The following is a 14,040-nucleotide window of genomic DNA, read 5'->3' as shown; positions in this document are numbered from 1 at the left end:
CTTTTCTGATGCATCGTCAGATTATTTGACGCCACCGGATGGGGACGCACCGTTGACATGACCCCGCCCTGACAGGAAAGTTTCATCCGGCACGGCGATCGCGAAAGATACTTTCAGCCGGACGGTGGGAGGACCTCGGTGACGGACGACAACGCGAGGATGACGCGACGTCAACTCGGCAGGGGCGTCTTGGCCCTGGGCGGCGCTCTCGCGCTCGCCCCTCTCCCGGCCGCACCCGCGGCCGCGGCGACGGGCCGCGCCGGCACCCTGCGGCACGGCTCACCGGAGCGCGCCGGCCTTCTGCCCGCCGCGCTGCGCCGGCTCGTCACGGACGCCGAGGCGTTCCTCGGCCCCTCCCCGAAGCACCCCTGGTACGCGGGGGCGGTCTTGCTGGCGGGGCGCGGCGGCACGGTCGCCCTGCACGAGCCGATCGGCATGGCGGTGCGCTACCAGGCGTACGACGAGAAGACCGACACCGGCGTGGAGTTCCCCGCCGACCAGCGGATACCGATGGCCGAGGACACCGTCTTCGACCTGGCGTCGGTCTCCAAGCTGTTCACCTCGATCCTCGCCGTCCAGCAGATCGAACGCGGCGCGCTCGGCCTGGAGGCAACGGTCGCCTCCTACCTCCCGGACTTCGGGCGGGCCGGCAAGCAGGACATCACGATCCGTCAGCTCCTCACCCACACCTCGGGGTTCCGGGCCTGGATCCCGCTCTACAGCGCGCCCACCCACGAGGGAAAGCTCCAGCTCATCTGGGACGAGGCGCCGCTCAACCCGCCGGGCGGCACCTATCTCTACTCGGACCTGAACCTGATCTCCCTCCAGCTCGTCCTGGAGAAGATCACCGGCCGCACCCTCGACACCCTGCTCCACGACGAGATCACCGGCCCGCTCGGGATGCGCCACACCCGCTACAACCCGCCCGCCTCCTGGAAGCCGCGGATCGCGGCGACCGAGGACGCCCGCACGCCGTGGTCCGGTCTGGACCGCGGGCTCGTGTGGGGCGAGGTGCACGACGAGAACGCCTTCAGCCTCGGCGGCGTCGCGGGCCACGCCGGGGTGTTCTCCACCGCCTGGGACCTCGCGGTCCTCGGCCGGACCCTGCTCAACGGCGGCTCCTACGGCCGGGCGCGCATCCTGGCGCCGGACTCCGTGGAGCTGATGTTCACGGACTTCAACACCGCGTTCCCCGGGGACGAGCACGGCCTGGGCTTCGAGCTCTACCAGCACTGGTACATGGGCGCCATGGCCACCCCGCGCACAGCCGGCCACACCGGCTTCACCGGCACCTCGCTGGTCCTCGACCCGACCACCGACTCCTTCCTCGTCGTCCTCGGCAACTCCGTGCACCCGGTGCGCGGCTGGCGGTCCGGGTCGGCGCCCCGGGTGGCCGCCGGGAACAACCTGGCGCGCGCGGTGCCGGTGCGCGCGGCCCACGGCCGTACCGCGTGGTTCTCGGGGATGGCCGGCGCCACGACCGCCACCCTCGCGCTCCCCGCCCTCGACACCTCGCGCGGCGGCGCGCGGCTGACCTGCGCGGTGTGGTGGGACACCGAGCCGGCGGCGGACGTCCTCGCGCTGGAGGCGTCCACGGACGAGGGCGCCACCTGGCAGCCGCTGCCCTTCACGACCACGCGCAAGGGCGACGGGACCGAGGAGCATCCCGCGGGCACGGCCACCGGCTGGTCGGGCCGGGCCTGGCACCGGCTGACCGCGCCGCTGCCCGCCGACCCCGCCCTGCGGGTGCGCTGGCGCTACACCACCGACCGGCTCTACGTGGGCCGGGGCGCGTACGTGGACGGGCTGCGGGTCGAGGGAGCCCACCGGGTCCTGTTCGACGAGGCACGGGCGGCGGACGCCGCACGGCTGACGGCCACCGGCTGGACGGCCTCGGCCGACTGACCCTCCCTCATCACGCGTCGCCGGCCTCCAGCACCGCCATCGCCGCGTTGTGCCCCGGCACCCCGCTCACCCCTCCCCCGCGCACGGCCCCCGCCCCGCACAGCAGGACGTTCGGGTGGCGGGTCTCCACGCCCCAGCGGCCGGTCGCCTCGTCGGCGTACGGCCAGGACAGGTCCCGGTGGAAGATGTTCCCGCCGGGCAGACGCAGGTCGCGTTCCAGGTCGAGGGGCGTCTTCGCCTCGATGCAGGGGCGTCCGTCCGCGTCGGTCGCCAGGCAGTCGGCGAGCGGTTCGGCGAGGTGGGCGTCCAGCTGGGCCAGCGTCGACTTCAGCAGGTCCTCGCGGACCGCGTCGTTGTCCCGCTCGAACAGCCGCGCGGGGGTGTGCAGGCCGAACAGGGTGAGCGTCTGGTAGCCCTGCTCGACGAGGTCCGGCCCGAGGATCGTCGGGTCCGTCAGCGAGTGGCAGTAGATCTCGGACGGCGGCGCGGTGGGGAGCTCCCCGGCGGCGGCCTGGGCGTGGGCTGCGGCGAGCTGGCCGTATCCCTCGGCGATGTGGAAGGTGCCGGAGAACGCCTCACGGGGGTCGACGGAGGTGTCGCGCAGCCGGGGCAGCCGCTTCAGCAGCATGTTGACCTTCAGCTGGGCGCCCTCGGCGGGCGCCGGGGCCGGGTCCCCGGTGAGGGCGGCCAGCTCCTGCGGGGAGGCGTTCACCAGGACGTGGCGGGCGGCGGCGACGCCCTCGCCCTCCGCGGTGCGGTAGGTGACCTCGGCCGTACGCCCGTCGGTGTCGATGCGCACGGCCTCGTGGCCGGTGACCAGGACGGCGCCGGCGGCGCGGGCCGCGGCGGCGAGGGCGTCGGTGAGCGCGCCCATGCCGCCGACGGGGACGTCCCAGTCGCCGGTGCCGCCGCCGATCACGTGGTAGAGGAAGCAGCGGTTCTGCTTCAGCGAGGGGTCGTGGGCGTCGGCGAACGTGCCGATGAGGGCGTCCGTGAGGACGACGCCCCGCACCAGGTCGTCCGTGAACCGCTCCTCGATCGCCACCCCGACCGGCTCCTCGAAGAGCATCCGCCAGGCGTCGTCGTCCGCCACCCGCCGGCGCAGCTCGTCCCGGCTCGGCAGGGGTTCGGTGAGGGTGGGGAACACGCGCCGCGCGACCTCGCCGGTCGTGCCGTAGAAGCGCTGCCAGGCCTCGTACTCGCGGTCGCCGCCGGTCAGCCGGGCGAACGCCTCCCGGGTCCGCTCCGCCCCGCCGCCGACCAGCAGCCCCGTCGGACGCCCGCCCCGCTCCACCGGCGTGTACGAGGAGACGTCCCGCTTGCGGACCCGGAAGCTCAGCCCCAGATCCCGGACGATCTTGTCGGGCAGCAGGCTGACCAGGTACGAGTAGCGCGACAGCCGGGCGTCGACCCCGGCGAACGGGCGCGTGGACACGGCGGCCCCGCCCGTGGTCCCCAGCCGCTCCAGCACCAGCACGGACCGTCTGGCCCGGGCCAGATAGGCGGCGGCGACCAGGCCGTTGTGGCCTCCGCCGACGATCACGGCGTCGTACGTGCGGTGTCCTGGGCGTGCGTCGAGTGCAGGCATGGTCCTTGGTAACACGGGGTGATCCATTGCGGCCAGAGCCCGGGTGCCCGGGTCACCGGCCCTCGGACACCCGCCGCTGCCGCAGCACCGCCACCCGGCGGTACAGCTGGGCCGCCTCCGCGGCGCGGCCGAGCTGCTCCAGGCAGTGGGCCTCGTCGTTGCGGCTGGCGAGGGTGTCGGGGTGGTCGGCGCCCAGGACCCGTTCCCGGGCGGCGGCCACCCGCCGGTACTCGGACAGCGCGTCCGGCCACCGGCCCAGCCAGCCCAGGCCGACGGCCACCTCGCGACGGCTGACCAGGGTGTCCGGGTGGTCGACGCCGAGGACCCGCTCGCGGATCGCGCAGACGTCGCGGGCCTCGGCGAGCGCCTCCTCCCAGCGGCCCAGCCGGCCCAGGTTGACGCCGAGGCCGTGGCGGGCCCGCAGGGTCTCCGGGTGGGCGGGGCCGTGGACCCGGGCGCGGTCGTCGACGAGGGCACGGTAGAGCTGGAGCGCCTCCGCGCTGCGGCCCAGACGGCCGAGGCTGATGCCGACCTCGTAGCGGGCGGCGAGGGTGTCCGGGTGGTCCGGGCCGAGGGCGTGGGCGCGGGCGTCGGCGACCTCGCGGTAGGTCTCCAGCGCCTGTGTCCAGCGTCCCAACTGGCCCAGCGCGTACGCGACCTCGTAGCGGGTGACCAGGGTGTCGGGGTGGTGCGGGCCGAGGACGCGGGCGCGGGCGGCGGCCACCTCCTCGGCCATGCGGTGGGAGTCCTCCAGGCGGCCGAGTCTGCTGAGGTTGAACGCGAGGTTGTGGCGGCAGCGCAGGGTGTCGGGGTGGTCGGCGCCCATCGCGCGCTCCCGGTCGGCCAGCACCGACGTGTAGACCTGGTGCGCGTCCACGTGCCGGCCCAACTGGCCCAGTACGTAGGCCATCTCCTGGCGTGCGGCGAGCGTGTCGGGGTGGTCCGGGCCGAGCGCGAGGCTGCGGGAGCGGGCGACGTGCTTGTACTCGCGCAGCGCGTCGGCGGCGCTGCCGGTCCGGCTGAGGGTGAAGGCGAGTTCGTAGCGGCTGGCGAGGGTGTCGGGGTGTTCGGGGCCGAGGAGGCGCTCGCGTTCGGCGGCCACCGCCCGGTGCACCTCGCGGGCCTCCGTCCAGCGGCCGAGGCGGCCCAGGCTCAGTCCGGCGCCGTGCCGTCCGGCCAGCGCGGTCAGCGCCGGCGCCGAGGCGACGGGCGGCGCACCCGTGGCGCCGGAGGCCCGCGGGATCCATTCGCCGGTGAGACCGGCGGCGGCGTCGGGGGGTGTGCTGCGCGGTCCGGTGCCGGTGGCCTTGTGGCCGGTGGTCATGCCCCGGGTCCAGGACGGCAGGCGCGACGCGCGGCCGGCGGGCGGCTCGGGCCCGGTCCCCGGCCGCGCGGTCACCACGGTGGGCACGTACGCCGGTGTGGTGCGGCCGAGGCTGATGCGGCGGCCCAGTTCGCCTCCGTCGCGCGGGCGTTCCTCGGGGCGTTTGGCGAGCAGCTCCAGGATGACCTTCTCCAGGTACTCGGGGAGGTCGGCGCGGTGGCCGCGCGGGGGCCGGGGCGGGGTGTCGCGATGGCCGACGAGGACCGCCCACGGGTCGTCGAGGTCGAACGGCGGGACGCCGGTGGCGATCTCGTACAGCACGCAGCCCAGGGAGTACAGGTCACTGCGCTGGTCGACCTCCTCGCCGCCGATCTGCTCCGGCGACATGTAGTGGGGGGTGCCCATCGCCACGCCCGTGCCGGTGAGCCGGGAGGTGAACCCGATGTCGTGGGCGAGGCGCGCTATGCCGAAGTCGCAGATCTTCACGGTGCCGTCGGCGACGCGCATGATGTTCGCCGGTTTCAGGTCTCGGTGCACGATGCCCTGCTGGTGGGTGTAGGCGAGGGCGGCGGCGACCTGCTCGGCGATATCGACGACGTCCGCGACGGGCAGCGGATGGTGTTTGTTGTCCTCCAGGAGCTGGCTCAGGTTGCGGCCCTCCAGGAGCTCCATCACCAGGAACAGCACCCCGTCGGACTCGCCGAAGTCGTGGACGACCGTGACCCCGCGGTGCTGGAGCGCGGCCGCGACCCGGGCCTCGCGGCGGAACCGCTCCCGCAGGACCCGCATGAAGGACGGGTCGTGGTGCGGCCCCAGCGGATTGAGGCACTTGACGGCGACGCGCCGGCCCAGTGACTCGTCCCGTGCCATCCAGACCTCGCCCATACCGCCCCGCCCGATCGGTTCGAGCAGCCGGTACCGGCCCTGGATCAGCCTGCTTTCCCCCATCTGCCGCGCTCGCCCCCCGTGTGGTCCACCCTCCCGGCTCGTCCAGTATGGCGAGCTATCGTCCGAGTTTGTACGGTGCCGGGCGGGCGCCGGGGCCCAGCCGGTCCATGGCGCGCAGGATGTGTTTGGGCGGCAGTTGCCAGCGCAGACGTGCGGGAACACAGCGCAGCACGGTGCCGGTGGCACGCAACCGGCGGGTGACGACGGCGGGTTCCGGGGCCGGCCGTCCGTACAGGTCGTGGGCGTACGGCGGCAGAGCGGCGTACGCCAGCCCGGCCACGCGCCGCCACAGCGCCTCGCGCGCCGGGACGAGGAGGGGGTGCGTCGGCGGACGGAGCAGGAAGTCGTCCACGACGCGTGCCTCGGGCCCGCAGGACAGCTCGGGCCGCACGGTCTCGAAGTACTCCGCCATCTCCTCCTGGTCGCCCGGCACCGCGTCGGGGTCCAGGCCCACCAGGCGGGCGCCGACCCGGTGTTCGGCGATGTACCGGTTGGCTTGGGCGTCGGTGAGCGGGAAGCCGGAGCGGCGCGCGACCTGGAGGTAGGAGTCGATCTCGGCGCAGTGCACCCACAGCAGCAGCGCGGGCTCGTCGACGCCGTACCGCTCGCCGGTGTCCGGGTCGGTGGCGCCCAGCATGCGGTGGATCTTCCGGACCCGGGCACCGGCCTTCTCGGCGGCCTCGGTGGTGCCGTAGGTCGTGGTGCCGACGAAGTCGGCGGTCCGCAGCAGCCGGCCCCAGGCGTCCCGGCGGAAGTCGGAGTTCTGCAGGACACCGCGCACCGCGCGCGGGTGCAGCGCCTGGAGGTAGAGGGCGCGGATGCCGGCGACCCACATCATGGGGTCGCCGTGCAGCTGCCAGGTGACCGAGTTCGGGGTGAACAGCCCGGGATCGCCCATACCGGCAGGGTAGGGGATGTCCCGCCGTCCCTGCCGGGCTCCCGGCGTCCGGCATGATCGGCGTGACATCCCTAGCGGCGTACCCGCGGCATCCCCAGCCCGATCCAGGCGATGATCTCGCGCTGGATCTCGTTGTTGCCGCCGCCGAAGGTGAAGATGACCGCCGAGCGGTAGCCGCGTTCCAGTTCGCCGCGCAGGACGGCGCCCGCCGAGCCCTCCTTCAGGGCCCCGGGTACGGCGGTGACCTCCATCAGCCAGGCGTAGGCGTCGCGGCGGGCCTCGGAGCCGTAGACCTTGACGGCGGAGGCGTCCTGCGGGGCGAGGCTGCCGTCCCCGACGGCGCTGACCATCTTCCAGTTCAGGAGCCTGAGGGCGTCGAGCCGGGTGTGGGTCTGCGCGAGGCGGCGGCGCACCCAGGGCAGGTCGATCACCCGGCGCCCGTCGGCGAGCTTGGTCTCCATGGCCCAGCGCTGGACGTCGTGCAGGGCGCGGACGGCCATGGTGCCGTGGGCGGCGAGGGTGACGCGTTCGTGGTTGAGCTGGTTGGTGATCAGGCGCCAGCCCTGGTTCTCCTCGCCGACGCGGCGGGAGACGGGCACGCGGATGTTCTCGTAGTAGCCGGCCGTGGTGTCGTGGGAGGCGAGGGTGTGGATGAGGGTGCAGGAGTAGCCGGGGTCGGTGGTCGGCACCAGGAGCATGGTGATGCCCTTGTGCGGCGGGGCGTCCGGGTCGGTGCGCACCGCGAGCCACACCCAGTCGGCGGTGTCCCCGTTGGTCGTCCAGATCTTCTGTCCGTCCACGACGTAGTGGTCGCCGTCGCGGACCGCGCGGGTGCGCAGGGCGGCCAGGTCGGTGCCGGCCTCGGGCTCGCTGTATCCGATGGCGAAGTCGATGTCGCCGGAGAGGATCCTCGGCAGGAAGTACGCCTTCTGTTCGTCCGTGCCGTACTGCATGATCGTCGGCCCGACGGTGTTGAGCGCCATGAGCGGCAGGGGGACGCCGGCCTGCGCGGCCTCGTCGAAGAAGATGAACTGCTCGACGGCGGTCAGTCCGCGTCCGCCGTACTCCTCGGGCCAGCCCACGCCGAGCCAGCCGTCCGCCCCGAGGCGCTGGATCGTGGCGCGGTAGTGCCGTTTCCGGGCGGCCGGGTCGCCGGGCGGGGTGTCGGTGTCCGGCGCCAAGCCGGCGAAGTAGGCGCGCAGTTCGCTGCGCAGCCGCTGCTGCTCGGGCGTGTATGCGAAGTGCACGGCGCCTCCAGGGTCCCAGGACTGGTCCTGTCGGCGCACACCGTAGAACGTGTTCCAGAAATAGGGAATGGCGAGGAGGGTCCGCGATCCGCGCGGGGGCGGGTCTCAGACGAGCAGCGCCATGAAGTCGGTGCAGGCCCGGGCGCACGCACGGCAGGCCAGGGCGGTCTCCTCCGCCTCCGGGTGCCGCTCGAAGACGTGCGCGCTCTCCAGGCAGACCGTGCGGGTCCACTCGAGCTGCATGCGCAGCGTGTCCTCGGCGTCCTTGTCGAAGTGGCCCTGGTCGGACAGCATCCGGCAGGTCGCGTCGCATACCTCGGCGCACAGGATGCCCTTGCGGCGCAGCAGTTCGTGGTCCTCGACCCCGTCCGGGTCGACGAGGCTGGCGCGCAGGGCGCAGGCCCGGGCGCACTCCGTGCAGGCCTGCGCGCAGGTGAAGCGGTCCTCCAGGAACCGGACGAGTTCTTGCTGCGATGCCGTGGTCACGGAAGCCGGGTAGCCCCGCCCGCCCGGCGTCAAACCCGCGCCGGGCGTCGGCACCCGCCTGGTTCACCCGGGGTTCCGCGGGTACCCGCCGGCCATGAACATCGCATCGACGGACATCGCCGCAGAGGGTGCCCTGGGTATCGGACTGGCCGTGGTCGGCCTGGTCCTCGTGGCGCTGCTCATCGGCGCCTTCGCCCTGGGTGTGCGCTCCAAGCGCCGGGAACCGCCTCGCCCCCGCCCCGAGGAACAGCCGCGGCTGCCCGCGGACGGCCCGGTCCACGAGATCCGGGAGAACCGCGAGCCCGACGAGGTGCCGCGGAGCGACCAGCGCACGACCCCGCACGAGATGCCCGGCAGCGGCAACGTCTCCTCCCGGGACAGCTCCTTCAAGGGACGGCGCCGCTGGGACGAGGGCCGCAGCGGCTCGTTCGGCAGCGGCGGCTCGGGCTGACACCCGTCCCGTCCGGCGCGGCCGTCCCAGGGAACGGCGCGGACCCCAGGAGTGCCCGGGGTCCGCGCCGTCGTCGTGCGCCGCACCGGCCGTCCCGGCGTGCACTCGGCGACACCGCTCAGTACGGTGCAGTTCCGGTGACCGGGATCGGGTAGTGGGGAGGCGCCATGTCCGGCGGCAAGACGGGGAAGCTCGCGCGCAAGACGTACGAGAAGGAGCTGCTGCGGCTGCAGACGGAGCTGGTGAAGCTCCAGGAGTGGGTGCGGGCCGAGGGGGCCCGGCTGGTCGTGATCTTCGAGGGCCGGGACGCGGCGGGCAAGGGCGGCACCATCAAGCGCGTCACGGAGCATCTCAACCCCCGGGCGGCCCGGATCGCGGCGCTGCCCAGGCCGACCGAGCGGCAGCGCACCCAGTGGTACTTCCAGCGGTACATCGAGCATCTGCCGGCCGCCGGTGAGATCGTCCTGTTCGACCGCAGCTGGTACAACCGCGCGGGCGTCGAGCACGTCATGGGGTTCTGCACCAAGGAGGAGCACGAGCTCTTCCTGCGGCAGTGTCCGCTGTTCGAGCGGATGCTGGTGGAGGACGGCATCCTGCTGCGCAAGTACTGGTTCTCGGTGAGCGACGAGGAGCAGCAAGAGCGGTTCCGGCGGCGTCTGGAGGACCCGCTGCGCCGTTGGAAGCTGTCCCCCATGGACCTGGAGTCGATCACCCGCTGGGAGGACTACTCGCGGGCCAAGGACGAGATGATGGTCCACACCGACATCACCGAGGCGCCCTGGTACGTCGTGGAGAGCGACGACAAGCGCCGGGCCCGGGTGAACATGATCGCCCACCTGCTGGGCTCCGTGCCCTACGACGACGTCCCCCCGCCGGTCATCGAGCTGCCCGAGCGGCCGGAGTCGACCGGCTACCGGCGCCCGCCGCGCGAACTGCGCACCTACGTCCCGGACCACGCCGCCGGTCTGTAGGGGCCGGCGGTCAGGCGGGGCGGGCCCGGACGACGGCGACCGGGCACGGCGCGTGGTGGAGGACGGCCTGGCTGACCGAGCCCAGGAGCAGACCGGTGAAGCCGCCCCGGCCGCGGGCGCCGACCACGAGGAGCCCGGCGTCCGCGCCCGCCTCGATCAGGGTGTGCCGGACCCGGCCGCGCACCAGCCTGCGCTCGACCCTCACGTCCGGGTACCGGTCGCCGAGTCCGCCGAGCGCCTCGGCGAGCACGCGTTCCTCCTCGTCATGCAGCCGGCCCTCGTCGTACGTGACGAAGGGCGGGTCGGCCGGTGAGGCGTAGGCGCGCTCGGTCCGGTTGTTCCACACGTGCAGCGCCACCAGGTCCGTGCCGTGCCGGGACGCCTGGGAGAAGGCGAACTCGACGGCGCCGCGGGCGGCGGGCGAGCCGTCGACGGCGAGCAGGACCGGCGGCCCGGCCGGTCGGGGGTCGCCGCGCACCACGAGGACCGGGCAGGAGGCGTGGGCGGCGAGGTGCCCGGCGGTGGACCCGACCGTCAGGGCGCCGAACCGACTCAGGCCCCGGCTGCCGACGACGACCATGGACGCGGTGCGCGACTCGATCTCCAGCACCTCGACGGGGAGGCCGACGACGACCTCGTGGATGGTCCGGACGCCGGGGGCCGCCGCGTGGGCGCGCTGTTCGGCCTCGCCGAGCGTGCCGTCGATGAGCTGCGGCACACCGGCCGTCGAAGCGGGCTGCCAGGGGCGGCCCCCGGCCGGGATGCGCGCGGGCGGCCTGCCGAAGGCGTGCACCACGCGCAGGGCCACACCGTGCGCGCGGGCCTCGCGGGCGGCGGCCTCCACCGCCATGAGGCTCGACGGCGACCCGTCCACGCCCACCACGACAGGGTCGGCACCGTCCATGGTCATCCCCTTCCCGGGCCGCTCCCCCGCCCTTCCAGGGTCGCCCCGCGGCCGGTGTCCCGCACGGCCCGGCCGCCGGGGACCGGCGCGTCAGCCGGGGAGGACCAGCCGGGCCGTGTCACCGGGCTCGACGGACACCTCGCGGTCCGGCAGGCGGATGGTGATCGGCGAGATGTCGGAGGACGGCACCGCGACCTCCAGCAGGCCGCGTTCCAGCCGCAGCCGCACACCCCAGTTGCCCTGGTAGCGCAGCGAGAAGCCGTACGACGACAGCTCGGGCAGCGGTACCGGGTCCAGGCGCAGGGCGCCGTCGCGGGTCTCCAGGCCGGTCAGCCCGCGCTGGACGAGGTCGAGGGTGCCGGCCATGGCGCCCAGGTGGATGCCCTCGCCGGTGGTGCCGCCCTGGACGTCGGCGATGTCGCCCTGGAGGGCCTCCTGCACGAACGTCCACGCCTCGCTGCGCCGGCACCGGGCGAGCACCCAGCCGTGGACGAGGCCGCTGAGGGTGGAGCCGTGGCTGGTGCGGTGCAGGTAGTACTCGACGGTGCGCCGCCACACGTCCTCGTCCATCCGGTGCCCGAGCCGGCGGAACAGCGCGCCCAGTTCGGACGGCGAGAAGAGGTAGCCGAGCATCAGGACGTCGGCCTGCTTGGACGCCTTGTAGCGGTTGACGGTGTCGCCCTCCGCCTCCAGGATGCGGTCGAGCCGCCGGATGTCGCCGTACCGCTGCCGGTAGCCGTGCCAGTCCAGTTCGGACAGGTCGCCGTAGCCCTCGAACTGGCTGACGACCCCGTCGTGGAAGGGGACGTGCAGGGTGCGGGAGACCTCCTGCCAGCGTTCGAGCTCCCCGCCGTCCAGGGCGGTCCGCTCGGCGAGTTCACGGCGGCGCGGCTCGGGCAGGGTGTCCATGAGGTCGAGCGTGCGGGCGAGCACCCATGCCGCGGTGACGTTCGTGTACGCGTTGTCGTCGAGTCCGGGGGTGTCGGCGCCCGGGTAGGCCTCGTGGTACTCGTCGGGCCCGACGACGCGCTTGACGCGGTGCCGGCCCAGGGCGTCGTCGTACTCCGCCATGTCCGCCCAGAAGCGGGCGATCTGGAGCAGCATCTCGGCGCCCTTGGTGTGCAGGAAGTCCGTGTCGCCGCTCGCCTCGCAGTACTGCCACACGTTGTACGCGATGGCCGAGCCGACGTGGTGCTGGATCCAGGAGTGGTCGGGCAGCCAGCGTCCCGAGCGAGGGTTGAGGTGGAGCTGCTGGGTCTCCTCGCGTCCGTCGCTGCCGCTCTGCCACGGGTACATCGCGCCGCGCCGGCCGGCCCGCGCGGCGGTGGTGCGGGCCTGTTCGAGGCGCCGGTGGCGGTAGTGCAGCAGGGCGCGGGAGACCTCCGGGAAGTGCAGGTTGAGGTAGGGCAGGACGAACAGTTCGTCCCAGAAGACGTGGCCGCGGTAGGCCTCGCCGTGCAGGCCGCGCGCGGGGACGCCGACGTCGAGGTCGGCGGTGTGCGGGGAGAGGGTCTGCAGGACGTGGAAGAGGTGCAGCCGCAGGATGCGGCCGGGTTCGCCGGGCACGTCGAGTTCGGCGCGACGCCACAGCTGGCCCCAGGCGATCCGGTGCGTGGCGGTCAGCGCGTCGAACCCGGGCAGGCGGGCGACGCGGTCGGCGGCGGCGTGCAGGGGGTCGCTGATGGCGGGGTCGTGGGAGGTGTGCAGGGCGACGGTCTTGTCCACGGTGACGGGGCGTCCGGGCGCCAGGTCGAGCGTGACGTGCTGGACGATGCGGGAGGTCTCGCGGCGGACCGTGACGGGGGCGTCGGCGCTGAGCCGGGCGGCGAGGCCGATCCGGACGTCGGACGTACGGGTGCGGCAGCGCAGCCAGACCGTGTCCGGGGCGCAGCTGCCGGTGTGCACGTGGGTGAGGTGGCGGCCGTCGAGGTCCCGGTAGCGCGCCACGCCGGAGTTCGTCACTCCCCCGTCGAGGGCCGCCTCGACCTCCAGCGGACCGGCCGGGCCGTCGGCCGTGAACTCGGTGCGCAGCGCGGCGACATGAGGGTCGGCCATGTGTACCAGACGCCACTGACGCACCGTCAGAATTCGTCCGCCGCCCAGGCTGAACCGGGTCAGGCGCTCCAGCACGCCCGCGGCCAGGTCGAGGCCCTGCCGGTGCTCCAGCACATCGGAGGAGTCGGGGTCGATCCAGTCCCCCTCGGGCAGGCGGAAGCGCAGCGGGAGCCAGTTGGGGACGTTGACCATGTCCTCGTTCTCGACCCTGCGGCCCGAGACCTCCGAGGTGAGACGGTTGTAGATGCCCGCCACATAGGTCCCCGGGTAGTGGACGTCGTCGGCGTCGCACTCGGGGAGCGCGCCCCGCGTGGCGAAGTAGCCGTTGCCGAGCGTGCACAGGGACTCCCGCAGCCGCTCGTCGGCGGCCTTGTACCCCTCGTACTCCCAGCTCCAGCCGTCCTCCTCGGCGTCCCTTCCCACGTCCGTCACTTCGGCTCTCCTCCCGTGCACAGTTCCCCGAGGTCGCGTACGACGATGTCGGCGCCGTGCCGCAGCAGGCGCGCGGCGGTGTCCGCGCCGGCCGCCCGGTCCACACCGACGACCAGGGCGAAGCCACCGCTGCGCCCCGCCTCCACGCCCGCCAGAGCGTCCTCGACGACGGCGGCCCGCCCGGGGGGCACGCCGAGCCGGCCGGCCGCCTCCAGGAACAGGTCGGGTTCCGGCTTGCCCGCGAGACCCAGCCGGGCCGCCTCGCCCCCGTCCACGAGCACGTCGAACAGGTCGAGCACACCGGCCCGGCTCAGCAGTTCCCCGGCGTGCCGGGACGCGGAGGCGGCGGCCCGGGGCACCCCGGCCGCCCGCAGTTCCCGCACCAGCCGTACGGTCCCCGGGTAGACGTCGACGCCCTGCTCGCGGAGCCGGTCGGTGAACAGGCGCTCCTTGGCCGCGGCGATGGCCTGCACCGTCCCGGGCGTGGCGTCGACGCCGCGCGCGGCGAGGAAGGCGGCGGCCCCGTCGAGCCGGGACCTGCCGTCCACGTGGCGCAGATAGTCCTCCCGTACGTCGAACGGGCAGCGGGCGGCAGGGTCGGCGGGCGCATGCGCGCGCAGGTAGTCGTCGAAGGCCACCTTCCACGCCGCCGCGTGCAGCTTCGCGGAGTCGGTGATCACCCCGTCGGTGTCGAAGACGACGGCCCCCACGTCACTCAGGGCGGGAGCGAGGGACCCCTCGGGGGCGGGGGCGGTCACGGCCGGTGCCCCGGACGGGCGAGCGGCGGGTCCGGGCGGGCCGCTCGGGAACGCGGTGCCGGTGGGCCGTCGG

At 73.9% G+C, this 14,040-nt stretch carries 11 protein-coding genes; 3 read left to right on the top strand and 8 right to left on the bottom strand.

Annotated elements, in window-relative coordinates; all coding sequences use genetic code 11:
- Window positions 1-159: 159 nt before the first annotated feature.
- Window positions 160-1,905, top strand: coding sequence for a serine hydrolase (locus ABZ899_RS22955; RefSeq protein WP_361349141.1), 1,746 nt, complete (start codon window positions 160-162; stop codon window positions 1,903-1,905).
- Between the two features lie 10 nt (window positions 1,906-1,915).
- Here the strand turns inward: ABZ899_RS22955 and ABZ899_RS22950 are convergent, their stop codons facing one another.
- The 5 genes from ABZ899_RS22950 to ABZ899_RS22930 all read right to left on the bottom strand — a co-directional run bounded on the left by ABZ899_RS22950 (window position 1,916) and on the right by ABZ899_RS22930 (window position 8,396).
- Window positions 1,916-3,493: an NAD(P)/FAD-dependent oxidoreductase gene (locus ABZ899_RS22950; protein WP_361349138.1), complete on the bottom strand. Its 1,578-nt coding sequence runs from the start codon at window positions 3,491-3,493 to the stop codon at window positions 1,916-1,918.
- A 52-nt stretch (window positions 3,494-3,545) separates the two neighbouring features.
- Window positions 3,546-5,765 (bottom strand): serine/threonine-protein kinase, encoded by a 2,220-nt coding sequence (locus tag ABZ899_RS22945; protein WP_361349136.1) that lies wholly within the window; start codon window positions 5,763-5,765, stop codon window positions 3,546-3,548.
- A 55-nt stretch (window positions 5,766-5,820) separates the two neighbouring features.
- Window positions 5,821-6,663, bottom strand: coding sequence for an oxygenase MpaB family protein (locus ABZ899_RS22940; RefSeq protein ID WP_361349133.1), 843 nt, complete (start codon window positions 6,661-6,663; stop codon window positions 5,821-5,823).
- A 71-nt stretch (window positions 6,664-6,734) separates the two neighbouring features.
- Entirely contained in the window at window positions 6,735-7,910 is a 1,176-nt protein-coding gene (locus ABZ899_RS22935) for an acyl-CoA dehydrogenase family protein (RefSeq protein ID WP_361349130.1), read from the bottom strand.
- Window positions 7,911-8,015: 105 nt separating this feature from the next.
- Complete coding sequence (locus tag ABZ899_RS22930) at window positions 8,016-8,396, bottom strand: ferredoxin (protein ID WP_361349127.1); 381 nt, start codon at window positions 8,394-8,396, stop codon at window positions 8,016-8,018.
- Between the two features lie 94 nt (window positions 8,397-8,490).
- Here ABZ899_RS22930 and ABZ899_RS22925 point away from each other — a divergent pair, with 94 nt between their 5' ends.
- Entirely contained in the window at window positions 8,491-8,847 is a 357-nt protein-coding gene (locus ABZ899_RS22925) for a DUF6479 family protein (RefSeq protein ID WP_361349124.1), read from the top strand.
- A gap of 167 nt (window positions 8,848-9,014) precedes the next feature.
- Window positions 9,015-9,818, top strand: a complete 804-nt coding sequence (gene ppk2 / locus ABZ899_RS22920) for a polyphosphate kinase 2 (protein WP_361349121.1) — start codon at window positions 9,015-9,017, stop codon at window positions 9,816-9,818.
- A gap of 10 nt (window positions 9,819-9,828) precedes the next feature.
- On the opposite strand, the gene ABZ899_RS22915 is transcribed toward ppk2, so the two are convergent.
- From ABZ899_RS22915 to ABZ899_RS22905, 3 genes are all read right to left on the bottom strand, one after another.
- Window positions 9,829-10,722 carry a universal stress protein gene (locus tag ABZ899_RS22915; protein ID WP_361349119.1) on the bottom strand — a complete coding sequence of 298 codons (894 nt, stop codon included), beginning with the start codon at window positions 10,720-10,722 and terminating at the stop codon, window positions 9,829-9,831.
- A gap of 90 nt (window positions 10,723-10,812) precedes the next feature.
- Entirely contained in the window at window positions 10,813-13,209 is a 2,397-nt protein-coding gene (locus ABZ899_RS22910) for a glycosyl hydrolase family 65 protein (RefSeq protein ID WP_361349116.1), read from the bottom strand.
- A complete protein-coding gene (locus ABZ899_RS22905; RefSeq protein WP_361349113.1) occupies window positions 13,206-13,967 on the bottom strand; it encodes an HAD-IA family hydrolase in 762 nt (253 codons plus the stop codon). The genes ABZ899_RS22910 and ABZ899_RS22905 overlap by 4 nt, the downstream gene beginning before the upstream one ends.
- Window positions 13,968-14,040 lie beyond the last annotated feature (73 nt).

It is taken from the genome of Streptomyces sp. NPDC046859 (assembly GCF_040645135.1).
GTDB lineage: Bacteria > Actinomycetota > Actinomycetes > Streptomycetales > Streptomycetaceae > Streptomyces.
The sequence above is the reverse complement of the archived record's forward strand: the minus strand, read 5'-3'. Positions and strand labels throughout refer to the sequence as shown.